Annotated in this window: 18 protein-coding genes; 12 read left to right on the top strand and 6 right to left on the bottom strand. The window is 68.3% G+C overall.

The window, feature by feature from the left end; all coding sequences use genetic code 11:
* Positions 1-219 precede the first annotated feature (219 nt).
* Genes ACLU3S_RS03410 through ACLU3S_RS03400 form a run of 3 tightly spaced genes read left to right on the top strand, consistent with a single transcriptional unit; the run spans position 220 to position 1,887 of the window.
* Positions 220-561 (top strand): transposase, encoded by a 342-nt coding sequence (locus ACLU3S_RS03410; protein ID WP_413950196.1) that lies wholly within the window; start codon positions 220-222, stop codon positions 559-561.
* Positions 549-1,469, top strand: a complete 921-nt coding sequence (locus ACLU3S_RS03405) for an IS3 family transposase (RefSeq protein WP_413950195.1) — start codon at positions 549-551, stop codon at positions 1,467-1,469. Before ACLU3S_RS03410 ends, ACLU3S_RS03405 begins: the two co-directional genes overlap by 13 nt.
* A complete protein-coding gene (locus tag ACLU3S_RS03400) occupies positions 1,429-1,887 on the top strand; it encodes a DUF3293 domain-containing protein (RefSeq protein ID WP_413950194.1) in 459 nt (152 codons plus the stop codon). Before ACLU3S_RS03405 ends, ACLU3S_RS03400 begins: the two co-directional genes overlap by 41 nt.
* Before the next feature lie 163 nt (positions 1,888-2,050).
* Here ACLU3S_RS03400 and ACLU3S_RS03395 read toward each other — a convergent pair whose 3' ends face one another.
* The 4 genes from ACLU3S_RS03395 to ACLU3S_RS03380 all read right to left on the bottom strand — a co-directional run bounded on the left by ACLU3S_RS03395 (position 2,051) and on the right by ACLU3S_RS03380 (position 4,990).
* Positions 2,051-2,323 carry a hypothetical protein gene (locus tag ACLU3S_RS03395; protein ID WP_413950193.1) on the bottom strand — a complete coding sequence of 91 codons (273 nt, stop codon included), beginning with the start codon at positions 2,321-2,323 and terminating at the stop codon, positions 2,051-2,053.
* Between the two features lie 82 nt (positions 2,324-2,405).
* Positions 2,406-2,750, bottom strand: coding sequence for a hypothetical protein (locus ACLU3S_RS03390; protein ID WP_413950192.1), 345 nt, complete (start codon positions 2,748-2,750; stop codon positions 2,406-2,408).
* A gap of 526 nt (positions 2,751-3,276) precedes the next feature.
* Entirely contained in the window at positions 3,277-3,870 is a 594-nt protein-coding gene (locus ACLU3S_RS03385) for an IS630 family transposase (protein ID WP_413950191.1), read from the bottom strand.
* On the bottom strand, positions 3,833-4,990 hold the full coding sequence (locus ACLU3S_RS03380) for a TnsA-like heteromeric transposase endonuclease subunit (protein WP_413950190.1): 1,158 nt from the start codon (positions 4,988-4,990) through the stop codon (positions 3,833-3,835). Before ACLU3S_RS03380 ends, ACLU3S_RS03385 begins: the two co-directional genes overlap by 38 nt.
* 266 nt (positions 4,991-5,256) lie before the next feature.
* Here ACLU3S_RS03380 and ACLU3S_RS03375 point away from each other — a divergent pair, with 266 nt between their 5' ends.
* Positions 5,257-8,052 carry an aconitate hydratase gene (locus ACLU3S_RS03375; RefSeq protein ID WP_413950189.1) on the top strand — a complete coding sequence of 932 codons (2,796 nt, stop codon included), beginning with the start codon at positions 5,257-5,259 and terminating at the stop codon, positions 8,050-8,052.
* 118 nt (positions 8,053-8,170) lie between these two features.
* Here ACLU3S_RS03375 and ACLU3S_RS03370 read toward each other — a convergent pair whose 3' ends face one another.
* Positions 8,171-10,870 (bottom strand): SpoIIE family protein phosphatase, encoded by a 2,700-nt coding sequence (locus ACLU3S_RS03370; RefSeq protein WP_413950188.1) that lies wholly within the window; start codon positions 10,868-10,870, stop codon positions 8,171-8,173.
* Positions 10,871-11,207: 337 nt separating this feature from the next.
* Positions 11,208-15,011 carry a GH92 family glycosyl hydrolase gene (locus ACLU3S_RS03365; protein WP_413950187.1) on the bottom strand — a complete coding sequence of 1,268 codons (3,804 nt, stop codon included), beginning with the start codon at positions 15,009-15,011 and terminating at the stop codon, positions 11,208-11,210.
* A 340-nt stretch (positions 15,012-15,351) separates the two neighbouring features.
* Between ACLU3S_RS03365 and ngcE the strand changes: the two genes are divergently transcribed.
* The 8 genes from ngcE to dxs all read left to right on the top strand — a co-directional run.
* The gene (ngcE, locus tag ACLU3S_RS03360; protein WP_413950186.1) at positions 15,352-16,797 is read left to right on the top strand and encodes an N-acetylglucosamine/diacetylchitobiose ABC transporter substrate-binding protein; all 1,446 of its coding nucleotides are present in this window, start codon (positions 15,352-15,354) and stop codon (positions 16,795-16,797) included.
* A 29-nt stretch (positions 16,798-16,826) separates the two neighbouring features.
* Positions 16,827-17,753 (top strand): carbohydrate ABC transporter permease, encoded by a 927-nt coding sequence (locus tag ACLU3S_RS03355; RefSeq protein ID WP_413950185.1) that lies wholly within the window; start codon positions 16,827-16,829, stop codon positions 17,751-17,753.
* Positions 17,754-17,757: 4 nt separating this feature from the next.
* Entirely contained in the window at positions 17,758-18,681 is a 924-nt protein-coding gene (locus ACLU3S_RS03350; protein WP_413950184.1) for a carbohydrate ABC transporter permease, read from the top strand.
* Positions 18,682-18,885: 204 nt separating this feature from the next.
* Complete coding sequence (locus tag ACLU3S_RS03345) at positions 18,886-20,085, top strand: ROK family transcriptional regulator (protein WP_413950183.1); 1,200 nt, start codon at positions 18,886-18,888, stop codon at positions 20,083-20,085.
* Between the two features lie 134 nt (positions 20,086-20,219).
* Positions 20,220-21,317, top strand: coding sequence for a sugar ABC transporter substrate-binding protein (locus ACLU3S_RS03340; RefSeq protein WP_413950182.1), 1,098 nt, complete (start codon positions 20,220-20,222; stop codon positions 21,315-21,317).
* 183 nt (positions 21,318-21,500) lie between these two features.
* Positions 21,501-22,292 carry an ATP-binding cassette domain-containing protein gene (locus ACLU3S_RS03335; RefSeq protein ID WP_413950181.1) on the top strand — a complete coding sequence of 264 codons (792 nt, stop codon included), beginning with the start codon at positions 21,501-21,503 and terminating at the stop codon, positions 22,290-22,292.
* Positions 22,289-23,581: a sugar ABC transporter permease gene (locus ACLU3S_RS03330; protein WP_413950180.1), complete on the top strand. Its 1,293-nt coding sequence runs from the start codon at positions 22,289-22,291 to the stop codon at positions 23,579-23,581. Before ACLU3S_RS03335 ends, ACLU3S_RS03330 begins: the two co-directional genes overlap by 4 nt.
* A 129-nt stretch (positions 23,582-23,710) precedes the next feature.
* Positions 23,711-25,633: 1-deoxy-D-xylulose-5-phosphate synthase (gene dxs, locus ACLU3S_RS03325; protein WP_413950179.1), on the top strand; the 1,923-nt coding region annotated here is incomplete at its 3' end.

Genomic DNA, 25,633 nt, shown 5'->3' with positions numbered 1-25,633 from the left:
GATGTGGCCCGGTAGCCGGCTCCTGCCGCCGGCTCTCCGTCCCGGTGTCCCGTTCCGCACGGGCGTCGGCCCGCTGTGAGGAAAACCGCGCGGCCCGGCCGGTGACCTCTTGCAGCGAAGGTTGAGCATTGTCACCGAAGTTTGAGCGGCAGGATTGGAAGGGCATTTGAGCCTCCCCTCGTAACGTGGAGACCGTGACCGGAGGGATAGTTGAGGGTCGTGGGATCCAGGAAGCGCATCTACAACGCGGAGTTCCGCGAGGGGGCGGTACGGATCGTGACGGAGACCGGGAAGCCGATTCCGGAGGTGGCCGAGGAGCTCGGTGTGCATCCGGGGACGCTGCACAGCTGGGTGTCGCGGGCCAAGCGCAACGGCTCGCCGTCGTCGGACACGCCCGTCCAGGCGTCGGCGGGGGCAGGCTCGGGTGGCCGGTTGCGGGAGGGTGAGCGGGCCGAGCTGGAGCGGCTGCGGGCCGAGGCCCGGGAGAAGGACAAGCGCATCCGCGAGCTGGAGATGGAGCGTGGTGTGTGCAAGCGATTCGTGGCCTTGTGGGTGAAGTAGCTGACGCGGACCCGGCCGTGGCGGTCAGGGTGATCAGCAGCTGCAAGGCCGAGCAGAAGATTCCGCACCGCATCGGCTGCCGGGCGCTGGGCGTGTCCGAGTCCTGGTTCTACAAGTGGCGCGATCGTGAACCGACCGCGCGGGAGGTGCGCCGGCAGCGCCTGGCGGAGGAGATCGAGGAGGTCTTCCACTGGTCCGGGGGCGCCTACGGCTCGCCGAAGGTGTTCATCGAGCTGGTCCGGCGCGGCTGGCGGGTCTCGGTGAACACGGTCGCGAAGCTGATGGCCGAGCTGGGTCTGGCCGGACGCGAGATCCGGCGTCGCCGGTCGCTGACGAAGCCGGGCAAGCGGCCCGCAGCCCCGGACTTCGTGCGCCGGGACTTCACCGCCGAGGAGCCCGACCTCGTCTGGGCGGGCGATATGACGGAGATCGACACGGGCGAGGGCAAGCTCTACCTGGCCACCGTCATTGATCTGTTCTCCCGTCGTCTGCTCGGTTACGCGATGGCCGACCGGCACGACGCGGAACTCGTGATGGCCTCACTCAACATGGCCGCGGCCACCCGCGGCGGTGACGTCCGCGGCGTGATCATGCATATGGACAGGGGCAGCGAGTACACCTCGCGGCGCTTCAAGCGAGCCTGCCGCCGACTCGGCATCGTGCAGTCCATGGGCCGGGTTGGATCTTGTTTCGACAACGCCGTGAGCGAGGCGTTCAACAGCATCGTCAAGGTCGAGTACGTCCACCGGCACACCTTCCACACCCGCACCGAGGCCCGGATCAGGATCGCCACCTGGATCACCAACTTCTACAACGCCAGGCGGCTACACAGCGTGTGCGGGTTCAGAAGCCCGATCGACTACGAACGTGACTACCGGGCCACCCTCGCCGAGGGACTGGCCGCATAGATCGTCTCCACGGTTCGAGGGGATTGACAGAGTGACACCGGCACCGCGAGGGGTCACGGTCGGCTCGGTTCCTGCCCCGCTTGGGGAGGGCATCCACGTCGTCACGGCCCACAACCCTGGTGGCCGCCTCGCGTCCCGGGTGGAGAACGATGGCGCCCACCAAGACCTTCTCGGACGGCCGCGCCGACGGGGACTTCGATGGTGGCCGGCTGTAGGCGGTGACATGGAAGGCCGCCACACCGAGGAGAGTGCAGCGATTGTCGGCCTGAGTGACCACGAAGCATGCGCACTGGGTCGGCATTTCGGTCAGGACGCGGTGTTTGCCAGGTCGGCAGCGACATGGAGGCTGCTTTCCTGCTTCGAAGCCGAAGAGGCACGGTGCGGCTGGCAGGCAACCAAGCGGTCCCAGCGGGACTAAGGATCCATCTTCGAGCCGTCCTGAAGCCGTCGGAGCCGGGGCGGAAGGCCTTCGCTCGGTCGCGTCAGCATCGGTGACGGTCAGGGCGCCCCGCATCGGATCGTCCACCTGGCGCCCTTGAAGGGGGAGTGCCGTACGTCAGGCCGCATGCATGTTGGAGAACTCATGTTTCGTGATCGGGGTCACGCACCACCATGAACCTGTTGCCTTCCGGATCCGTCATCAGCGCTTCTATGGGATCGTGGAGTTCCACCAGTGAGGCACCTTTGGCGATCAGCGTCTGCACCTGTTCGGCGACCGTGCCGGTGAGGACCGTGACGACCGGCAGCACGGCCGGAGATTCAGCTTTGCCGACGGTGTATGCGCCGTGACCCGGGATGCTGCCCCAGAACCTAATCATTTTCTCTGGGTCTACGGCTTCAAAATGAACGTGCATGCCTGTCTCACTTTCATCTGTACGACCGACCGAAACCGAAAACGGCCTGCCGAATCTATCCGGCAGGCCGTCACGGGTCGATTCAGCAGTCGATCACGGTGTTGTGCGAGTCGGCGATGCCGGGTTCGCTGAAGCGTCCGTGGTACTCGACCTGGAGGGTCACCTGGGTGTTGTACGTCTCCTTGTGGCCATCATGCACGCACTTGAGACCCGGGGTGGTGTAGCGCCCGCTGCACTTCGTCCACCCGCTGTCCTTGTGCTTCACCGCGTGCCAGTGCCCGTCGTAGGCTTCGAGCCGCTGAAGATCGACCTGGGCCCGGCATTTGTCGGGCGCCGGAGTCGAGCAACCCGTGTAGTGGCCCTGGGCGAACAGCGGGCCGTTATGGGTGACCTGGAACGGCTTCTCGCCCTGGAACGTGCACCACACGGCTACGTCAGTAGGGCTCTTCGCGACGGCCCTTCCCGTGCTGCTGATCGGAGCTGCCGCAGCTGACGCCGTGGCAGCCGGCACCAGCAAGGCCCCCGCCGCAAGAAGCGGGACGACAAAACGTGCCTTCACTCTTCCCCCAAAGAAAAATCGAACGTGTGTCGCGCCACCGACCACCCTCATGGGTTCACGTTCGCCCCACAAGATCCGTGGCACGAACTTTCCGTTGTTTGTCCGGTTTCCAGTCGTGGAATCGGTCGTTCCCTCCCATCCGCAGGCAGTGGGCCGGTAGAAAACAACCAAGCCCCCGCCGACCTGGAGGCTGACAGGGTCTGTTTCGTACGGTTTGGTGAGGAAGTTGGGACGCCCAGAGCCCGGCGATCCGAACGTTCTTAAGCATTAGCCTTGATCATCTGGCACCGCGTCCGTCGTTTCCACTCGGGAATGCCATCTACGGGCCGGCGCGCCTGTGCTGCCGTGTGACCCGTTGCTTACCTAGTGCAGCGCCGCATTGATCTTGCGAGGGTCATGCGGCTTTGAGTGGGGTGCCGTCGTAGGTCCAGCGGAACGGGTGGGCCTCGTCGTTGTAGGCGAGGGTGAAGTCGCGGATCTGGTCGATGAGGTCCTGGCGCGAGGTGAACTCACCGCGTCGCAGAAGTCGGCGTGCCAGGATCGAAAAGAAGATCTCGATCTGGTTGAGCCACGAGGCGTGTTTGGGTGTGTGGTGGACGGTGAATCGTGGGTGCGCCGCCAGCCAGGCTCGGGTCGCCTTCGAGACATGGGACGACCCGTTGTCGAGGACAAGGTGGATGGTTATGCCCGGGCCGATGCTGTGGTCCAGCAGGCGCAGGAAGCGGATGAAGGCGGCCGAGTCGTTGCGGGTGATGTCCTCGACCAGGACCTGCCCGGTGTGCACGTCCAGGGCCGCGACGATGGAGGCGGTGCCGTGCCTGCGGTACTCGAACTCGCGCCGCTCGATTCGGCCGGGGCCGGCCGGCCGGGTCGGATGGCGCCGGGAGCGAGCCTGCATCGCGGTCTTCTCGTCCACGCTGAGCACCACCGAGTGGGGCGGGCGGTGCAGGTCAGTCCGTGAAGGACCTCGAGGATGTGCCCCTCCCACCACAGGGCCTTTTCCCGAGCGTGTTCAGGAAGCGCCTCCAGGAGTGACACCGGCGGCAGCGGCATCCGCACGAGGGGCTGTCGAGCACCTCAAAGTCCTCGTCGCCCAGCAGCACCACGAGCGGAACCTCCTGCGGCGAGCCGCCCTCGGCGGTCAGCGTCACTGCCCGGGCCGATACGGCGACCACCGCCCGAACCTGCCCGGCGAACCGCACCCGCTCGCCCACCGCGATCGCGGCTGGCCTCGACAGCCTGGGCATCTGGCTCCCCTCATTGTGTGTGCCCGGTCTTGGACGCAACGGCAGGCCGTGACCGCGACCCTCCTGCTCCGAACCCTCGGCGGTCCCATCGGACGCGTGCACCACTGTTCCCCTGTCCAGCAGGGCCCCATCAAGGTCAGCGCGTAGCGCCCCAGTCCAGAGCAGGTGGAACAACACCGGCAAAATCCGCAGTACGTCCCCGGCTTCCTCGGCTCCCGCCCGCAGTGGGCGCGGCTGCCGGAAGACCTCTGCCAGGCGCTCGGCGACGTCCGTTTCATGGCCGCACCGACGGTGCCGGTAACGGGCCAGCCATCGCAAGTTGGCCATGAACACCGGGTCAGGGAGGCCGACGTGCAAGAATTCCCAGCCGACCGCCGAACATGCCTGCTTGGTTGCGGTGAATGCCTGTGCGGTCCACTCGTCGACCTGGTCCTCGGCGCGAACGTCGACCACCCGGGCACGGCCGTCAGCGAGCCGTACGAAGTAGTCAGGGGCATGCCGCCGCCGCTCGCTTCCGTCGCGCCAGTGCAACCAGAACGGCTGGGAGGCGATCCCCACCACGTCCGGGGCATAGTCGAGCAGGATCAGGCGGTCTCGCTCCAGCCACGACTCGTAACCCACATGGCCGCCGGTGGTCACCGCGTAGTACCGGCCGGGGAAACTGCGGTCGCCCTTGTTCCAGCGGAACCCACGTACCGGCGGCACATCCTCGAACTGGACGCACCACCCGGCACCCAGCGCGGTGCGACGACGCTGTCCGCCATCGAAGAAGTCCAGATCGAATGCGCTGAGCACGGTGTCGCCGTACGCGCGTAACGGATCCCCCACCGTCTCCCCAGACAGCCAGACATCAACGACCACTCAACCTTCGCTGACAATACCCAGCGGTCGTCAACCTTCGCTGACAATGCTCAATCTTCGCTGCAACAGAACACCCGGCCGGGCCCGGCATGACCAGTCGGCGGCCATGTACTAGAGTTATCTCGACATCGAGATATCTGCCGAGGCGCACCGCAGCCGCCACCCAAGTAAGGGTTGCCTGACTTAGCCTTACCTCAGCGGTTCGGCCCAGCCGGCGTGGCGGCACGATTGACGGTGGTACGCGCACATCAATGAAGGAGACTGTCGTGTCGGCGAACAGCTTCGACGCCCGCAGCACGCTGCAGGTGGGCGACGAGTCGTACGAGATCTTCCGGCTGGACAAGGTGGAGGGCTCCGCTCGCCTGCCGTACAGCCTCAAGGTCCTGCTGGAGAACCTGCTCCGCACGGAGGACGGCGCGAACATCACCGCCGACCACATCCGCGCCCTCGGCACCTGGGACTCCCAGGCCCAGCCGTCCCAGGAGATCCAGTTCACGCCGGCTCGCGTGATCATGCAGGACTTCACCGGCGTGCCCTGTGTCGTGGACCTCGCGACCATGCGTGAGGCCGTCAAGGAGCTCGGCGGCGACCCCGCCAAGATCAACCCGCTGGCCCCGGCCGAGCTGGTCATCGACCACTCCGTCATCGCCGACAAGTTCGGCACCAGCGACGCCTTCAAGCAGAACGTCGAGCTGGAGTACGGCCGCAACCGCGAGCGCTACCAGTTCCTGCGCTGGGGCCAGACCGCCTTCGACGAGTTCAAGGTCGTCCCGCCCGGCACCGGCATCGTCCACCAGGTGAACATCGAGCACCTGGCCCGCGTCGTGATGGTCCGCGACGGCAAGGCCTACCCGGACACCCTGGTCGGCACCGACTCGCACACCACGATGGTCAACGGCCTCGGCGTCCTCGGCTGGGGCGTCGGCGGCATCGAGGCCGAGGCCGCCATGCTCGGCCAGCCGGTCTCCATGCTCATCCCGCGCGTCGTCGGCTTCAAGCTCACCGGCGAGCTGCAGCCCGGCACCACCGCCACCGACCTCGTGCTCACCATCACCGAGATGCTCCGCAAACACGGTGTGGTCGGCAAGTTCGTCGAGTTCTACGGCGAGGGTGTGGCGGCCACGAGCCTCGCCAACCGCGCCACCATCGGCAACATGTCGCCGGAGTTCGGCTCCACCGCCGCGATCTTCCCGATCGACGACGAGACCCTGAACTACCTGCGCCTGACCGGCCGCTCCGACCAGCAGGTCGCGCTCGTCGAGGCCTACGCCAAGGCGCAGGGCCTGTGGCTGGACCCGAAGGCCGAGCCGGACTTCTCCGAGAAGCTCGAGCTGGACCTGTCCACGGTCGTCCCGTCGATCGCCGGCCCGAAGCGCCCGCAGGACCGCATCGTCCTCGCCGAGGCCGCCCAGCAGTTCGCCAAGGACGTCCTCAACTACGTCGAGGCCCCCGCCGCCCAGGAGCCGGCCGCCGCCGCCTCCGTGGTCGACGAGGCGAGCGCCGAGTCCTTCCCGGCCTCCGACGCCCCGGCCTACGCCCACGAGGAGAACGGTGCCGGCGCCCCGCAGCACGGGCAGGGCACCGGTGCCGTACCGTCCCACCCGGTCACCGTGACCGCCGCCGACGGCACGTCGTACGAGCTGGACCACGGCGCGGTGACCGTCGCGGCCATCACGTCCTGCACCAACACCTCCAACCCGTACGTCATGATCGGCGCCGCCCTGGTCGCCAAGAAGGCGGTCGAGAAGGGCCTGACCCGCAAGCCGTGGGTCAAGTCCACCCTCGCCCCGGGCTCCAAGGTCGTCACCGACTACTTCGAGAAGGCCGGCCTCACCCCGTACCTGGACAAGCTGGGCTTCAACCTGGTCGGCTACGGCTGCACCACCTGCATCGGCAACTCCGGCCCGCTGCCGGAGGAGGTCTCCAAGGCGGTCAACGACAACGACCTCGCCGTCGTGTCGGTCCTGTCCGGCAACCGGAACTTCGAGGGCCGCATCAACCCCGACGTCAAGATGAACTACCTGGCGTCCCCGCCGCTGGTCGTCGCATACGCCATCGCGGGCTCGATGAAGGTGGACATCACCCGCGAGGCCCTGGGCACCGACCAGGACGGCAACCCGGTCTACCTGAAGGACATCTGGCCGAGCGAGGCCGAGGTGAACGACGTCGTCGCGAACGCCATCGGCGAGGACATGTTCTCCAAGTCCTACAGCGACGTCTTCGCGGGCGACGCCCAGTGGCAGTCCCTCCCGGTCCCGACCGGCAACACCTTCGAGTGGGACCCGCAGTCCACCTACGTGCGCAAGCCCCCGTACTTCGAGGGCATGGGCATGGAGCCGGCCCCGGTCGAGGACATCACCGGCGCCCGGGTGCTGGCCAAGCTCGGCGACTCGGTCACCACCGACCACATCTCCCCGGCCGGCGCCATCAAGGCGGACACCCCGGCCGGCAAGTACCTCACCGAGCACGGTGTGGCGCGTCGTGACTTCAACTCCTACGGCTCCCGCCGCGGCAACCACGAGGTCATGATCCGCGGCACGTTCGCCAACATCCGCCTGCGCAACCAGATCGCGCCGGGCACCGAGGGCGGCTACACCCGCGACTTCACGCAGGAGGGCGGCCCGGTCTCCTTCATCTACGACGCCTCGCAGAACTACCAGGCCGCCGGCATCCCGCTGGTCGTCCTGGCCGGCAAGGAGTACGGCTCCGGCTCGTCCCGCGACTGGGCGGCCAAGGGCACCGCGCTGCTCGGCGTGAAGGCCGTCATCGCCGAGTCGTACGAGCGCATCCACCGCTCGAACCTCATCGGCATGGGCGTCCTGCCGCTGCAGTTCCCGGAGGGCCAGTCCGCCGAGTCCCTCGGCCTGACCGGCGAGGAGACCTTCTCCGTCTCCGGCGTGACCGCGCTGAACGACGGCAGCACGCCGCGCACGGTCAAGGTCACCACCGACAGCGGTGTCGAGTTCGACGCGGTCGTCCGCATCGACACCCCCGGTGAGGCCGACTACTACCGCAACGGCGGCATCATGCAGTACGTGCTGCGCAGCCTGATCCGCAAGTAACCCCTGCGGCAGGCCGTTCGAGGGCCGCACCCCCGGTGCCGGGGGCGCGGCCCTTCGCAGTACCCGGCGCCTTCCGTCCCCGGCCGGCGCTGTCCCGGCCTGCCGGGCCGGCCGGAGGTCACAGGCCCAGCGACAGATCCGGGAACTGCTGACGCAGGGGCATCTCGGCCCAGATGACCTTGCCCTGCGGGGAGTACCTGGTGCCCCAGCGCTCGGTCATCTGCTGCACCAGGAACAGGCCGCGGCCGCCCTCGTCGGTCGTCCCGGCGTACCGCAGATGCGGCGAGGTGCTGCTGCCGTCGGCCACCTCGATGATGAGCGTGCGGTCACGGATCAGGCGCAGATGGATGGGGTCGGTGCCGTAGCGGATGGCGTTGGTGACGAGCTCGCTCAGCACCAGTTCCATGCCGAAGCCCAGCTCGGCCAGGCCCCACTCCTCCAGCCTCTCGGACACGGCCAGGCGCATCCCCGACACCGCGGCCGGATCGCGGGGCACGTCCCATTCGGCGATCTGCGCGGGCGTGAGCGCGCGCGTGCGCGCGACGAGCAGCGCGACGTCGTCCTTGGGACCGTGGGGGAGCAGCTCGTCCAGCACCGCCTGGCAGCTCGCGTCCGGCGACCGGTCGGGATGGCCGGCCAGCGCCTGGCGCAGCAGCTCCATGCCCTCGTCGAGATCGCGGCGGCGGTCCTCGATGAGGCCGTCGGTGTACAGCACGAGCTGCGTGCCCTCGGGGATCTCCAGCTCGGCCGTCTGGAACGGCATGCCGCCGAGTCCGAGCGGCGGCCCGGCCGGCAGGTCGGGGAAGGTGACGCTGCCGTCGGGGTGGACCAGCGCGGGCGCCAGGTGTCCCGCGCGGGCCATGGCGCAGCGGCGCGTCACGGGGTCGTAGATCGCGTACAGGCAGGTCGCGCCCACGATCTCGCCCGCGGTCTCCGAGCAGGCCTCGTCCTGGTCGATGCGGCCGACCAGGTCGTCCACGTGGCTCAGCAGCTCGTCGGGCGGCAGGTCGAGGGTGGAGAAGTTGTGCACCGCGGTCCGCAGCCGGCCCATCGTGGCGGCGGCGTGCAGCCCGTGCCCGACCACGTCGCCCACGGCCAGCGCCACCCGGCTCCCGGACAGCGGGATCACGTCGAACCAGTCGCCGCTCACGCCCGACTGTGCGGGCAGGTAGCGGTAGGCGACGTCGAGGGCGCTCTGCTCGGGCAGCGCCCGCGGCAGCAGGCTGCGCTGCAGCGTGACCGCCAGGGTGTGCTCGCGGGTGTACCGGCGCGCGTTGTCGATGCTGACCGCGGCGCGCGCCACCAGCTCCTCCGCCAGCGACAGGTCCTCCTCGTCGAAGGGGTCCCGCTTGGCGCGGTAGAAGTTGGCCATGCCCAGGACGACACCGCGGGCCCGGATCGGGGCCACGATGAGCGACTGGATGCCGTAGTCGAGGACCTCCTGGGTGCGCTGCTCGTCCTGGGCCCGCCAGCCGTCCGCCATGGACAGGTCCGTCACCAGCTCGGAGTGCCCGCTGCCGTAGCCCCGCGCCTGGGGCGTGGACGGCAGGAAGTCGATCAGCCGGCCCTTCTCGTAGAGCGGGTGGTCGTCCCGGATGCCGTACACGGCGATGCGCCGCAGGTCCGTCGCCGTGCGGGCCGGCTCCTCGCCGTGCAGCACGGCGTCGGACAGGTCCACGGTGACGAAGTCGGCGAAGCGCGGGACGGCGACCCGCACCAGCTCCTCCGCCGTTCGGGCCACGTCGAGGCTGGTGCCGATGCACACACCGGCGTCGTACAGCAGCTTCAGCCGCTCCCTGGCGACCTCGGCGCGGCCGGACAGGGCCTGGAGCTCGGTGGTGTCCCGCAGGGTCACCACGGTGCCCCTGGGGCCTCCGGCGCAGTCCGTGGGGCGCTGGTTGACCGCCAGCAGCCGCTCCCCGGCGAACAGCACCTCGTCGGTCGCCTCGCGCCCGGAGGACAGCAGCTCCACCGTGTCCGGGTCCAGGCCGGGCAGCTCGGACACGTGCCGCCCCTCGGCCTCGGCCGGCAGCCGCAGCAGGCGCTTGCCCTCGTCGTTGGCCAGCAGCAGCTGCCCGTCGTCGTCGACGATGAGCACGCCCTCCCGCACCGAGTGCAGCACCGTGTCGTGGTGCTGGTACATGCGGGTCATCTCGTCCGGGGCCAGGCTGTGGGTCTGGCGCCGCAGCCGCCGGCCGACCAGCGCGGTCCCGCCCGTCGAGAGCACGAGCGCCGCGGCCCCGGTGGTCAGGATGATCGGCAGCTGGTGGTTCACCTCGCTGGTCACGTTCTTCACCTTCAGCCCGGCGGAGACCAGCGCGGTCACATGGTGGTGCGTGTCGTAGACCGGGACGGTCGCCTGCTCTTCGTGGCCGAGCGGGCCGTGCACCTCCTCGGTGTAGACCTTTCCCGCGAGCGACGGCGCGATCTGGCCCACGAACCGCTGGCCGATCTTGCTGGGGAGGGGGTGCGTGTAGCGGATGCCCTTGGTGTTCATGACGACGATGAAGTCGACACCAGCCGACCGGCGTCCCGCCTCGGTGAGCGGCTGCAGGATCTTCGACGGCTGAGGGGCCTTCAGCGCCTGCAACACGCCCGGGGCGTGCGCGAAGGTCTGGGCGACGGCGATGGACCGGCGCCGGGCCTCGGCGCCGGTGTCGCGTTCCGACTGCAGGACTAGGGCGAGGACGGCGCAGAGCACGAGCAGCACCACCAGCGCCGCCTGCAGAAGGAAGACCTGCCCGGCAACGCTCCGCGGGCCCTTGCCGATCACAGAGCGCCATACAAGTCGCCTGAATCGGGCAATCGTGTCCGACATGCCGCATTTGTAGCACCGGGCTTTCCCGGGTGGCTACGTCCGGTCCACGAGTTGGACAGCCGTTCTAGTGCTTGAGCACTCGGGCGGACCCGGTGGCGATGCCCACCGGGTCCGCGAGCCGGGCAGGTGAGGGGGGTTGAGGGACCTGCCCGGTGGGAAGTGGCATAAAACCGGAGTGGTGTGCGTCACATGTGAAGGGGACAACGTTGTCCATGGTCTGTACATGACTCTACCGCGAGAACGGACAACGATGTCAATGGACTTGAGGTAGCCCGTCCGGGTGATCGGTGCGAGGGGGCGGGTCCCGGCGGGCCCGCCCCCTCGTCCGCGCCCGGTGTCAGGCCAGCAGCTCCACCTCCGCCAGGGTCGATGTGCCGTCGAGGACCAGGCGGAACTTCGTGCAGGTGCCCGGCGCGGCGATCGTGAAGGGCCGCGTCTGGCGGTCCCAGGCGAAGGTCTCGCCGGAGCGGTGGTCCAGCGTCTTCCAGGTGGTGCCGTCCGTGGAGCCCTGCAGGGTCCAGCCGGCCGGCGCCTTGGTGTGGTCGTCCGCCGACGTGAGCGTGTACTGGACCGGCTTCACCGCGCCGGCCACCGGAAGGTCCACCGAGGTGACCGCCGCGCTCGTCGCCGAGGTGTCGTCGAACAGCGCGCCGCCCTTGCGCAGCACGTCCGCGCGCGGCGCCGGCACCTTGTCGTCCCGGGTGATCGACACCGGGCCCGCGTCCTTGCCCGTGCCCCAGGCCGACGGCTCGGCACCCATGGAGAACTCCAGCACCCCGCCCTTGGACAGCATCGAGTGCGGCAGCGAGGTCGACATCCAGGGGTGTCCGTTGAACGTCACGCCCTGGATGTAGACGTTCCGCGCGCTGTTGCGCGGCGCCTTGATCACCAGGTCCCGGCCGTTCTCCAGGTGCACGGTGACCTTCTTGAACAGCGGGGAGCCGATGCTGTAGTCACCGCTGCCCATGGCGAGCGGGTAGAAGCCCAGCGCGGAGAAGAGGAACCAGCCCGACTGCTCGCCGTTGTCCTCGTCACCGTGGTAGCCCTGCCCGATCTCGCTGCCGACGTAGAGCCGGGAGAGGATCTGGCGGACCGCCGCCTGCGTCTTCCAGGGCTCGCCGGCCGCGTCGTACATGTACGACACGTGGTGCGCGACCTGGTTGGACTGCCCCAGCATGCCCATCCGGACGTCACGCGCCTCGGTCATCTCGTGGATGACACCGCCGTAGGAGCCGACGAACTCCGGGGAGGCGGTCTCCGGGGTGGCGAAGAACCGGTCGAGCTTGTCCGCGAGTCCCTGCCGGCCGCCGTAGAGGTTCGCCAGGCCCCGGCTGTCCTGCGGCACGCTGAAGGCGTAGCCCCAGCCGTTGGTCTCCGTGTAGTCGTAGCCCCACACACGCGGGTCGTACGTCGCGGAGTCCACCCGCCAGTCGCCCTGCGCGTCACGGCCCTGGAAGAAGCCCGCCCTGGAGTCGAAGAGCTTGACGTAGTCCCGGGCGCGGTTGAGGAAGTACGCGGACTCCTCCTTGTAGTGCTTCTCGCCCGTCTTCCGGTACAGCGCCTCGCCCATCCGCGCGATGCCGTAGTCGTTGACGTACCCCTCCATCGCCCAGGACAGGCCCTCGGCGGTGTCGGTGCTGGTGTAGCCGAGGAACGGCGACGTGCTCATGCCCTTGCGGCCCACGCCGGACGATGGAGGGACGACGGTCGCGTTCTTCAGGGCCGCCTGGTACGCCGCCTTCGCGTCGAACTTCACGCCCTTGACGTACGCGTCGGCGAACGCCACGTCCGACGAGGTGCCGGTCATCAGGTCGGCGTACCCGGGCGAGGACCACCGGGAGGTCCAGCCGCCGTCCTTGTACTGCTGCACGAACCCGTCGACCATCTCGCCCGCCTGAGACGGCGTCAGGAAGGAGTACGCCGGCCAGGTGGTCCGGTAGGTGTCCCAGAAGCCGTTGTTGACGTACACCTTGCCGTCGACGATCTTCGCGCCCGTGTGCGTCGGGGTGTCCGGACTCGGCATGGGAGAGAACGGGGAGGCGTACCGGTACGTGCCCCCGACCTTCTCGAAGCCGGAGTTGGGGTACAGGTAGAGCCGGTACATGCTGGAGTACAGCGTGGTCAGCTGGTCGGGGGTCGCGCCCTCCACCTCGACCTTGCCGAGCAGCCTGTCCCAGGCCTGCCGGGCGCGCGCCTCGACGGCGCCGAAGGAGGTGCCGTCCGGGATCTCCTGGCGCAGGTTGTCCTTCGCCTGGTCGACGCTGATGAGCGAGGTCGCCAGGCGCAGGGTGACGGTGTGGCCGGCGCCCGCGTCGAACCGCAGGTAGCCCTTCACGCCGCTGGACGCGCCGTCCGTGACCGGCTTGTCGAACTCGCCGTACACGAACAGCCGGGTGGCGCCCGTGGACAGCCCGGACTTGACGTCCGAGTAGCCGGTGACGATCCCGTGCTCCTTGTCGAGCGTCAGGCCCGCCTGCTCGGTGACGTTGTCGAACACCACGCTCGCGTCGTCGCCGGGGTAGGTGAAGCGCAGCGCCGCCGCGTGGTCGGTCGGCGTCATCTCCGCCTTGAGACCGTTCTCGAACCGGACCCCGTAGTAGTACGGCCGCGCGGTCTCGTTCTCGTGCCGGAACGGCAGCTGTCGGGCCTCCCGGCCGGTGTCCGGGGTGCCGGACGCGGCCGACGGCATCACCTGGAAGGTCTGCCGGTCACCCATCCACGGGCTCGGTTCGTGGCTCGCGCTGAACGCCTGGATCGTCGGCAGGTTGTCGTCGTTGTTCGCATGCGCGTACTCGTAGAGCCAGCTCAGCGAGGACGCGTTGGTCACCGGGGTCCAGAAGTTGAACCCGTGCGGCAGGGCCGTCGCCGGGAAGTTGTTGCCGCGCGAGAAGCTGCCGCTGGAGTTGGTGCCCCGGGTGGTCAGCGCGTAGTCCGACAGGTGCGCCTTGGGCTTCTCGGGCGCCACTGGCCTGATGGCCACGTCGTCGATCCAGCCGCGGAACTTCGCCGGGCCGTCGGGGGAGTCGTACGCCACCAGGATCCGGTCGACCGTCTTGCCGGCCGCCACCGGGCCGATCCGCGCGACCACGTTGTTCCACTGGTTGACGTACAGCGACTTCGACGCGCCCTGCCCGCGCGGCGACAGCCCGAACCCGTGCTGGTCCAGCGCGCCCAGGTCGCTCAGATAGGTGCCGTCGGTGAAGGCGAGGTCGAGCGAGACGTTCGTGGCGTCGTAGTCCCGGTCGCCGTCGGCCATCGACGGGAAGATGCGGTACGACAGCCGGGTGTCGCCGCCGACCTTCACGTTCACGTCGAAGACCTTGTTGTACGAGTACGCCCGCCCGCCCGCGGTGTGCCGTCCGGCGTAGCGCAGCGCCCTCTTTCCGGTGAACCCGACCCGGGCCTTCGCGGTCGGCGAGGCGGTCGGGCCCTTGTCGACCAGCGTCAGCATGTCCTGGGGCACCGGGCCGCCCCCGCCGCCGGTGGAGAACTGCACGTCGGCGATCTGCAGGATGCCAAAGGCGCCGTTGTTCCGCGTCACCTCCAGCCGGAAGTGCTGGTACTCGGCCGGCTCGGCGAGGTCGTACGACTTGGTCTGGAACCGCTCGGAGAAGCTCTCGCCCGATCGGGTGTCGAGGGTCTTCCAGTCCTTGCCGTCGGCGGAGCCCAGCAGGGTCCAGTCGCGCGGGTCGCGCTCGGCGTAGTCGTTGGCCGACGTGAGCGCGTACGTCGCCGGCTTCACGGGCTTGTCCAGGTCGAACTCCACCCAGCCGGTGGGCTCGAAGGTCAGCCACTTGGTGCCGGACTCGCCGTCGACGAGGTTCTCCTTCACCTCTCCCGCGCCGGTGTTCTCGCCGCTCGCCCGGACCTCGGTGACATGGTCGTCGACACTGCCCGGTATTCCGGTGGTGTAGCCGCCGTCGACGCCCGAGGCGCGCTTGGTGCCGTCCGGCCCGGTGTCGACGGTATTGAGCCAGTCCGGCGCCGGGTCGCCCGTCTCGAACGACGATGCGAACTCCCGGTCGGCGGCCGGAGCCTTGGCGGGCAGCGCCACCGCCGCACCCTGGGCACCGGCGGCCATGACAAAGGCGGCCGTGAGGACGACCGCCGGACCCCATCTGTGCCGAGCTCTCCGCTGCATCTACGGATTCCCTCCCTGCGCGACGGCGGACAACGTTGTCAAGTACGGGGCGCAGGCTCCAGTAGGTGGTCAAGTGGCCGGTGATGTCAAGGGTGTTGAACGTGGCATTCAGGCACTCATGTCGCGACTTTTTCTGTCAGGCCGCTCACAGAGGGCTCATATTTCCGCGAGGTCTCAACTCGGAAAAGACCCATCGCGAACCCTGTATTCGATCTTGCTCCGTTGGCGGGAAGTGGACTATACCTGTCGGCGTTTCCTGCACGACCCTGCACTACCCGACCGCGGTGCCGGGGAGGATCCGGTTCACCGCCTGAGTCCTGGAGAAGGCGAGGACTTGAGCATGGGATCCACTGTGCACCACGACGGCGAGGGTGTCGGCCGGCGCGATCTGATCAAGCGGTCCGCGGCGCTCGGCCTGGTCGCGGCACCGGGAATGGGCCTGTTGTCCGCCTGCGCGAGCAGCGGCGGCAGCGGGCAGAAGAAGGACAAGGCGGGGAAGAAGACCGCCAAGAACCCGCTCGGCGTCAACGACACCGCCAAGATGGAGTTCGTCCTCTTCGACGGCGGTTTCGGCAAGGAGTACGCCGAGGACGCGGTCAAGATCTACGAGAAGAACTTCCCCAAGGCCACGGTGAAGTTCTCCGCCACCCAGAAGATCCAGTCCACCCTGCAGCCCCGCTTCAACCAGGGCAACCCGCCGGACCTCATCGACAACTCCGGTGCCGAGCAGATGGACATGGGCGTGCTCGTCGGCAAGAACCAGCTGGCCGACCTCACCCCGCTGCTGGACGCGCCGTCGTACGACGACCCGAGCAAGAAGGTCCGCGACACGCTGCGCCCGGGCATCGTGGAGATGGGCCAGTTCGACGGCAACCCGGTCTGGATCATGTACTACGCCTACACGGTGTACGGCGTCTGGTACTCGCAGAAGGCCCTGGACTCGCTCGAGGTGGAGTACCCGAAGACCTGGGACGAGATGCTCAGCGTCTGCGCCAAGGCCAAGAAGAAGGGCATGGCGGGCTGGACGTACGCGGGCAAGTACCCGTACTACATCCCCTTCTCGCTCTACCCGATGATCGGCAAGGTCGGCGGGCGCGACGTGCTCGACGCCATCGACAACCTGGAGCCGAACGCCTGGAAGCACCCGGCCGTCAAGGCCTGTTTCGAGGCCTACTACGAGCTCTACAAGAAGGGCTACATTCTCCAGGGCACCCCGGGCCTGGACCACATCCAGTCGCAGACCGCGTGGGCCAAGGGCAAGGCGCTGTTCATCCCGAACGGCTCCTGGGTGGAGAACGAGTCGGCCAACGTCATCCCGTCCGACTTCAACCTCGCGGTCTCCGCGCCCTCCGGCATCGACAACTCCGACAAGATGCCCTTCGGCACCATCTGGGCCTCCGGCGGTGAGCCGTTCATCGTGCCGGCCAAGGCCGCGAACCCCGAGGGCGGCATGGAGCAGCTGCGCATCATGCTCTCCGAGGCGTCCTCGAAGAACTTCACCACCAAGGTGAAGTCGCTGACCGCGTACAACGGCGGCACCTCCGGCATCCAGCTCACCCCGGGTCTGACGTCGGGCGTGGCGGCGCTGAAGCTGGCGGGCTCCAACGTGGTGAATCCGCGGCTGCAGGACTGGTACGTGCAGCTGCAGAAGGAGAAGATCGGTGTGGCCGGTCTCGGCGAGATGATGGCGGGCCGGCTCACCCCGGCCGAGGCCATCAAGAAGATCCAGGGCTTCGCCGACGAGACGGCCAAGGACACCACCATCAAGCACTACAAGCACCAGTAACCAGCACCCCTGACCGCACCGGAGTGGCGATGCAGCACGGCAAGTACCGGTTCATTGTGGGGTTTCTGGCTTTGCCCCTGGGACTGTACGCGCTCTTCGTGGTGTGGCCGTTCATCCAGTCCATCTACTACTCGTTCACGGACTGGACAGGCCTCAGCCCCGATTTCAAGATGGTCGGCTTCGACAACTACAAGAGGATGCTCGACGACGACATCTTCTGGAAGTCGTTGCAGCACAGTCTGCTGTTCGCCCTGGTTCTGCCACTGGTGACGATCAGTCTGGCGCTGTTCTTCGCCTTCATGATCAATGTGGGCGGACGACGCAGAAGGGGAGGCCCCGTGATCTCGGGTGTCCGGGGCTCCTCCTTCTACAAGATCGTGTATTTCTTCCCGCAGGTGCTGTCGATCGCGATCGTGTCGCTGTTGTTCGCCTTCGCGTACAACCCGGACAGCGGCGCGATCAACTCCGTCCTGCGGGGCCTCGGCCTCGACCACGTGCAGCCGCTGTGGCTGGGAGACCCGAGCCTCGCGCTGTGGTGCGTGATGGCGGTGCTCGTCTGGTCCACGGTCGGCTTCTTCGTGGTCCTGTTCTCGGCGGGCATGGCCTCGATCCCGGCCGAGATGTACGAGGCGGCCCTGCTGGACGGCGCGAGCCGCTTCACCACCTTCTTCCGCATCACCCTGCCGCTGCTGTGGGACACCGTGCAGTCCGGCTGGGTCTACATGGGCATCCTCGCGCTCGGCGCCGAGTCGTTCGCGGTCGTACAGATCATGACGACCGGGCCGGGCGGGCCCGACTACTCGACCACGGTGATGGTCCTGTACGTGTACCAGAAGGCGTTCCGGGACGGTCAGGCCGCCTACGCCACCACCATCGGCGTCGCCCTGCTCGTGGTCACGCTCGCCTTCGCGGCGATCGTGATGCGGCTGGGCCGTCGCGAGCGGCTGGAGTTCTGAAGCGATGAAGACGACCGAGACCCCCGCTCCGCTGCCGGCCGAGCCCGGCGCGTCCGTCTCCAAGGTCGACGTACCGGCCCGCAGGCCCGCACGGGAGAAGAGGGAGGGCGGTGTCCTCAACGTCTTCTCCCACGGCGTGCTGATCATCTGGGCGATCATGGTGGTCACGCCGCTGGTGTGGGCGGTGATGACGTCGTTCAAGAACGACAGCTCCATCTTCGGCTCGCCCTGGTCGCTCCCGGACCGGCTGCACTTCGAGAACTGGGCGCGGGCCTGGACCGACGCCAACATGAGCGACTACTTCCTCAACACCGTCCTGGTGGTCGGCGGCTCGCTCATCGGCACCCTGGTCCTCGGCTCGATGGCGGCCTACGTCCTCGCGCGCTTCGACTTCCCGGGCAACCGCTTCATCTACTACCTGTTCGTCGGCGGCATGAGCTTCCCGATCATGCTCGCGCTGGTCCCGCTGTTCTACGTCGTGAACAACATGGGCCTGCTGAACACGATCCACGGACTGATCCTGGTCTACATCGCGTACTCGCTGCCGTTCACGGTGTTCTTTCTCACGGCCTTCTTCCGCACGCTGCCCACCTCGGTGGCGGAGGCGGCCTTCGTGGACGGGGCTTCGCACACGCGTACGTTCTTCCAGATCATGCTGCCGATGGCCAAGCCGGGCCTGATCAGCGTGGGCATCTTCAACTTCCTGGGCCAGTGGAACCAGTACATGCTGCCCACGGTTCTGAACACCGACCCGGACAAACGCGTCCTGACCCAGGGCCTGGTGCAGCTGGCGGTCAGCCAGGGCTACAAGGGCGACTGGTCCGGCCTCTTCGCCGGCCTGGTGATGGCCATGCTGCCGGTGCTCGGGGCGTACATCGTCTTCCAGCGGCAGGTGGTCCAGGGGCTGACCGCGGGGGCGCTGAAGTAGTCCCTTCACCCGGCGGGGTGACGATCCGCGACCATCCGTGTGCACGCCGCTTCCGGTATCGGAAGCGGCGTGCACATATGTGTCTGGGTACCCGGATACGGTTCAACCTCTTGACGGAAGGCAACCCGAACGGCTCAGCTTAGAGTTCACTAGTTGGACATACACGGGGCCTCGCCGAAGCGGCCCCGCGCTCAGGAGGTCGTCGTGGAGACTCCAGGGTCGCAGTCATCGCTGCACCGAGCCAACCTGGAGCGGGTGGTCCGGGCCGTACGCCTGGCCGGGTCCCTCACGCAGGCGGAGATCGCGCGGACGACCGGTCTGTCCGCCGCGACCGTCTCGAACATCGTGCGGGAGCTGAAGGACGGCGGAACGGTCGAGGTCACGCCCACGTCGGCGGGCGGGCGGCGGGCCCGCAGCGTCAGCCTGAGCGGGGACGCCGGCATCGTGATCGGCGTCGACTTCGGACACACCCATCTGCGCGTCGCGATCGGGAACCTCGCCCACCAGGTGCTGGCCGAGGAGGCCGAGCCGCTGGACGTGGACGCCTCCGCCGCCCAGGGCTTCGACCGGGCGGAAGAGCTGGTCAGCCGGCTGATCGCGGCCACCGGGGTGGACCGGTCGAAGGTCGCGGGCGTGGGGCTCGGCGTGCCGGGCCCGATCGACGTGGAGTCGGGCACGCTGGGGTCCACCGCCATCCTGCCCGGCTGGGGCGGCACCAAGCCCGCCGAGGAGCTGCGCGAGCGGCTCGGCGTGCCGGTGCACGTGGACAACGACGCGAACCTCGGCGCCCTCGGAGAGCTGGTGTGGGGCAGCGGCAAGGGCGTGCGCGACCTGGCCTACATCAAGGTCGCCAGCGGTGTCGGCGCCGGCCTGGTGATCGACGGGAAGATCTATCGCGGCCCCGGCGGCACGGCCGGTGAAATCGGGCATATTACACTCGATGAATCCGGCCCGGTCTGCCGTTGCGGCAACCGCGGCTGCCTGGAGACCTTCGCGGCCGCGCGGTACGTGCTGCCGCTGCTCCAGCCCAGTCACGGCCCCGACCTGACCATGGAACGCGTCGTACGGCTGGCCAGGGACGGAGACCCGGGCTGTCGTCGGGTGATCGCCGACGTCGGCCGCCACATCGGCAGTGGAGTGGCCAATCTGTGCAATCTGCTGAACCCGAGCCGGGTGGTGCTCGGCGGTGATCTTGCCGAGGCCGGTGAGCTGGTGCTCGGGCCGATCAGGGAGTCCGTCGGCCGCTACGCCATTCCCAGCGCGGCGCGTCAACTCTCCATTCTTCCCGGGGCACTTGGCGGCCGTGCGGAGGTGCTCGGGGCGCTCGCCCTCGCGCTCAGCGAGATGGGCGATTCGACCCTTTTGGACGGTTGGGTGCCGGTGGCGGCACCTGCCTTCACTTAGAGAACGGATGGCACCGTTGCCATCTCGTTAAGGATTTACTTCTTGACGTCGCACGTGTGGCCGAGTTGACTTCCAGCCACCTCGGCCGCAACGACGCGGCCTCGTCAGGGAGGTTCTGAGAAGTGAACACGCGTATGCGTCGTGCGGCTTTCGCCGTTGCTGCTGGTGCCATGGCCGTCTCGCTCGCTGCCTGTGGCAGCGCGAAGGAGTCGGGCGGCGGCTCCAAGGCGTCGTCCGGCTCGAAGAAGGGCGACGCCATCAAGGTCGGTCTGCTCCTGCCGGAGAACCAGACCGCTCGTTACGAGAAGTTCGACCGCCCCTTGATCGAGAAGAAGGTCCAGGAGCTCACCAACGGCAAGGGCAAGGTCGTCTACGCCAACGCCAAGCAGGACGCCAGCCTGCAGAACCAGCAGGTCGAGACGATGATCACCAACAAGGTGGACGTGCTCATCGTCGACGCCGTGGACTCCGCCGCCATCCAGAGCTCGGTCCAGAAGGCCAAGGACGCCGGCATCCCGGTCGTCGCCTACGACCGTCTGGCGCAGGGTCCGATCAGCGCTTACACCTCGTTCGACAACGAGACCGTCGGCAAGACCCAGGGCGAGGCCCTTCTCAAGGCGCTCGGCTCCAAGGCCAAGTCCGGCAAGATCGTCATGATGAACGGCTCCGTCACCGACCCGAACGCCGCGCAGTTCAAGAAGGGCGCCCACGAGGTGCTCGACGGCAAGGTGAACGTCGGCAAGGAGTACGACACCAAGGACTGGAAGCCGGAGAACGCCAACTCCAACATGGAGGCGGCCATCTCGGCTCTGGGCAAGAAGAACATCATCGGCGTCTACTCCGCCAACGACGGCATGGCCGGCGGTATCATCACCGCCCTCAAGGCCGCGGGCATCTCCGTCCCGGTCACCGGCCAGGACGCCGAGCTCGCCGGTGTGCAGCGCATCGTCGCCGGTACGCAGTACATGAGCGTCTACAAGCCGTACGCCCCCGAGGCCGACGCCGCCGCCGAGATGGCCGTGGACCTCGCCCAGGGCAAGTCGCTCGACTCCGTCGCCAAGGACAAGGTCGACAGCCCGACCACCAAGCAGGTCCCCTCGGTGCTGGTGCCCGTCACCGCGCTGACCAAGGACAACATCAAGGACACCGTCATCAAGGACGGCGTCTACACGGTGGGCGACATCTGCACCGCGCAGTACAAGAAGGCCTGCGACAAGATCGGTCTGAAGTAAGCAGCCGCACATGCCTTTCCACCTAGGGGAATTCGCCCTTGAATTCCCCTAGCGGGAGGAAGGCGTTCTCAGCTCCTCCGGCGCCCCGCGCCATCAGTCAGCCCCGCAAGCTCGTGCGCGGGGCGCCGGAAGGAACCCCCCAAACTTCTGCACAACCTCCCGCCGGGTCAGGCGGCGAAGGAGATGGTTCACGTGTCCGCTACGCCCGTGCTGGCGTTGCGCGGGGTCCACAAGCGGTTCGGTGCCGTTCAGGCGCTCACCGACGTAGAGCTTGAGGTCCACGCCGGTGAGGTGGTCGCCCTCGTGGGCGACAACGGTGCCGGAAAGTCCACGCTGGTCAAGACGATCGCCGGCGTGCACCCGATCGATGAGGGCGTCATCGAGTGGGAAGGCAGAGCCGTTCAGGTCAACAAGCCGCACGACGCCCAGAACCTGGGCATCGCGACGGTGTACCAGGACCTCGCGCTGTGCGACAACATCGACGTCGTCGGCAACCTCTACCTCGGCCGCGAGATCCGCCGCCGCGGTGTGCTGGACGAGGTCGAGATGGAGCGGCGCTCGCGCGAGCTGCTGGACCAGCTCTCCATCCGCATCCCCAGCGTGCGCATCCCGATCGCCTCCCTCTCCGGCGGCCAGCGCCAGGTCGTGGCCATCGCCCGCTCCATGCTCGGCGAGCCGAAGCTGGTCATCCTCGACGAGCCCACCGCGGCGCTCGGCGTCGAGCAGACCGCCCAGGTCCTGGACCTGGTGGAACGGCTGCGGGAGCGCGGTCACGCCGTGATCCTCATCAGCCACAACATGGCCGACGTGAAGGCCGTCGCCGACAAGGTGGCCGTGCTGCGTCTGGGCAGGAACAACGGCGTCTTCGAGGTCAAGTCGACCTCGCAGGAAGAGATCATCTCCGCCATCACCGGCGCCACGGACAACGCCGTGACCCGTCGTGCGGCGCGCAGCAATGGGGAGATCAAGAAGTGAGCATCGACAAGACCTCCACGCCCCCCGAGGACACACCCGTGGAGAACCCCGAGGCGGCGCGCGGCTCCGGTGTCGCCGTCGACCCCCGCCTGCTGGTGCGCGAACAGGGCTTCGCGGGCTACATCACCGAGTTCAAGCGCAGGATCAAGGCCGGTGACCTCGGCTCCATCCCGGTCGTCATCGGTCTGGCGGTCATCTGGATCATCTTCCAGAGCCTGAACTCCAACTTCCTCACCGCCGGCAACCTGTCCGACATCTCCGTCGCCATGGTCGGCACGGGCATGATCGCCGTCGGCATCGTCTTCGTGCTGCTGCTCGGCGAGATCGACCTGTCCGTCGGCTCGGTCTCCGGTGTCGCGGGCGCCGCGTACGCGGTGCTGACCGTCACCCACGGCATGCCCGCGTGGCTCGCCCTCGTGCTGTCCGTCCTCGTCGGCACCGCCGCGGGCGCGCTCCACGGCTTCTTCTTCGCGAAGATCGGTGTCCCGGCGTTCGCCGTCACCCTGGCCGGTCTGCTCTTCTGGAACGGCTTCATGCTCCAGATCCTGGGCGACAGCGGCACCATCAACCTCGACGGCAACGGCCTGGTCGCCAAGCTGACCAGCTACTACTTCTCCGATGTCGCCGCGGCCTACGGCCTGGCGATCGCGGTGACGGTGCTGTTCTTCCTCTCCTCCTTCCTCGGCAACAAGCGCCGCGAGGCGGCCGGCGTGCCGTCGCGGCCGCTGAGCGAGACCGTGCTGCGTACGGTGCTGCTGGCGATCGTGTCGTTCGCCGCCGCGGCCGTCTACAACCAGTACAAGGGCCTGCCGCTGGCCGTCGTCATCTTCGTCGGTGTGCTGATCATCACGGACTTCGTGCTCCGCCGCACGGCGTACGGCCGCAAGGTCTTCGCCCTCGGCGGCAGCGTCGAGGCGTCCCGCCGTGCCGGTATCAACGTCGCCTGGGTCCGGATCTCGGTCTTCGCGATCTCCGGCACCTTCGCGGCGATCGGCGGTCTGTTCATCGCCTCGAAGATCGCCTCGGCCAACCAGGGCGCCGGTGGCGGTGACCTGCTGATGAACGCCATCGCGGCGGCCGTGATCGGCGGTACGTCCCTGTTCGGTGGCCGTGGCCGCACCTGGAACGCGCTCCTCGGCGTGCTGGTGATCGTCTCGATCCAGTACGGCCTCGCCCTGGAGGGCATCGCCTCGCCGGTCCAGTACATGATCACCGGTGGTGTTCTGCTCGCCACAGTGGTCATCGACGCGGTGACCCGCAAGACCCAGAAGACCGCAGGTCGCGCTTAGCGTCCCCGGCTTCGAGACAGCGCCCGGTGCCGGAAAGGCACCGGGCGCTGTCGTGTCGCGCAAAGCATGAACATTAGACTCGGGCGAGCCCGGCGAAAGCTCGATCAGCTCTACTGCAAGGAGGCACGGGTGCCGCTGCTGACCCGCATCAGGGGACCGCGTGATCTGGACCGGCTCAGCCCGGAGGAGCTGGACCAGCTGGCACAGGAGATCCGGACCTTCCTCGTCGACGCCGTCTCCAAGACCGGCGGCCACCTCGGCCCCAACCTGGGCGTGGTCGAGCTCACGATCGCCCTGCACCGCGTCTTCGACTCCCCCAGGGACAAGGTCCTGTGGGACACCGGCCACCAGTCCTACGTGCACAAGCTGCTCACCGGCCGGCAGGACTTCTCCCGCCTGAAGATGAAGGGCGGCCTGTCGGGCTACCCCTCGCAGGCCGAGTCCGAGCACGACGTCATCGAGAACAGCCACGCCTCCACGGTGCTCGGCTGGGCCGACGGCATCGCCAAGGCCAACCAGCTGCTGAAGCGGGACAGCCACGTGGTCGCCGTCATCGGCGACGGCGCGCTGACCGGCGGCATGGCCTGGGAGGCGCTCAACAACATCGCCGACGCCAAGGACCGCCCCCTTGTCATCGTTGTCAACGACAACGAGCGGTCGTACGCCCCCACCATCGGCGGGCTCGCCAACCACCTGGCCACGCTGCGGACCACGGACGGCTACGAGCGGTTCCTCGCCCGCACCAAGGAGGTGCTGGAGCGCACCCCGGTCGTCGGCAGGCCGCTGTACGAGACCCTGCACGGCGCCAAGAAGGGGCTGAAGGACTTCATCGCCCCGCAGGGCATGTTCGAGGACCTCGGCCTGAAGTACGTCGGCCCCATCGACGGCCACGACATCGAGGCGCTGGAGTCCGCGCTGGCCCGCGCCAAGCGGTTCGGCGGCCCGGTGATCGTGCACTGCCTGACCGAGAAGGGCCGCGGCTACCAGCCGGCCCTGCAGGACGAGACCGACCGGTTCCACGCCGTCGGCAAGATCCACCCGGACACCGGCCTGCCCATCGCCTCCTCCGGCGCCGACTGGACCTCCGTCTTCGGCGACGAGATGGTCAGGCTCGGCGAGGAGCGCGAGGACATCGTCGCCATCACCGCGGCCATGCTCCAGCCGGTCGGCCTGGAGAAGTTCGCCAAGCGGTTCCCCGAGCGGGTGTACGACGTCGGGATCGCGGAGCAGCACGCCGCCGTCTCCGCGGCCGGCCTCGCCCACGCCGGGGTGCACCCCGTCTTCGCGGTGTACGCCACCTTCCTCAACCGCGCCTTCGACCAGGTCCTGATGGACGTGGCCCTGCACAAGTGCGGCGTCACCTTCGTCCTGGACCGGGCCGGCATCACCGGCACCGACGGCGCCTCCCACAACGGCATGTGGGACATGTCGATCCTGCAGGTCGTGCCGGGGCTCAGGCTCGCCGCCCCGCGCGACGCCGAGCAGGTGCGGGCGCAGCTGCGCGAGGCCGTCGCCGTCGAGGACGCGCCGACCGTGGTGCGCTTCTCCAAGGGCGCCGTGGGCCCGGCGGTACCGGCCGTGGGCCGCGTCGGCGGCATGGACGTGCTCCGCCAGCCCGGCACCGACCGGCCGGACGTGCTGCTGGTCTCCGTGGGCGCCCTCGCGCCCATGTGCCTGGAGATCGCCGGCCTGCTCGACAAGCAGGGCATCTCCACCACCGTGGTCGACCCGCGCTGGGTCAAGCCCGTCGACGAGGCGATGGCGCCGCTCGCCGAGCGGCACCGGGTGGTCGTCACCGTCGAGGACAACAGCCGGGTCGGTGGCGTCGGCTCCGCGGTCGCCCAGGCGCTGCGCGACGCGGGCGTCGACGTGCCGCTGCGCGACTTCGGCATCCCGCCGCGCTTCCTCGACCACGCCTCGCGCGCCGAGGTGCTCGCCGAGATCGGGCTGACCGCGCCCGACATCGCCCGCCAGGTCACCGGACTGGTCGCGCGGATCGACGGCCGCTTCGACGGCACGGCCGACGCGGTGGGCTCCGTGGAGCCCGCGCGC

Origin of the sequence: Streptomyces sp. AF1A, from assembly GCF_047340315.1 — a bacterium.
Classification (GTDB): Bacteria; Actinomycetota; Actinomycetes; order Streptomycetales; family Streptomycetaceae; genus Streptomyces.
The sequence above is the reverse complement of the archived record's forward strand: the minus strand, read 5'-3'. Positions and strand labels throughout refer to the sequence as shown.

Bases quoted from the DNA above. Each gene is read 5' to 3' on its own strand.
- ACLU3S_RS03350 (WP_413950184.1), top strand. From the start codon at position 17,758: ATGAAGACGACCGAGACCCCCGCTCCGCTGCCGGCCGAGCCCGGCGCG.
- ACLU3S_RS03355 (WP_413950185.1), top strand. From the start codon at position 16,827: ATGCAGCACGGCAAGTACCGGTTCATTGTGGGGTTTCTGGCTTTGCCC.
- ngcE (WP_413950186.1), top strand. From the start codon at position 15,352: ATGGGATCCACTGTGCACCACGACGGCGAGGGTGTCGGCCGGCGCGAT.
- ACLU3S_RS03395 (WP_413950193.1), bottom strand. From the start codon at position 2,323: ATGCACGTTCATTTTGAAGCCGTAGACCCAGAGAAAATGATTAGGTTC.
- ACLU3S_RS03370 (WP_413950188.1), bottom strand. From the start codon at position 10,870: ATGTCGGACACGATTGCCCGATTCAGGCGACTTGTATGGCGCTCTGTG.
- ACLU3S_RS03335 (WP_413950181.1), top strand. From the start codon at position 21,501: ATGGTTCACGTGTCCGCTACGCCCGTGCTGGCGTTGCGCGGGGTCCAC.
- ACLU3S_RS03340 (WP_413950182.1), top strand. From the start codon at position 20,220: ATGCGTCGTGCGGCTTTCGCCGTTGCTGCTGGTGCCATGGCCGTCTCG.
- ACLU3S_RS03365 (WP_413950187.1), bottom strand. From the start codon at position 15,011: ATGCAGCGGAGAGCTCGGCACAGATGGGGTCCGGCGGTCGTCCTCACG.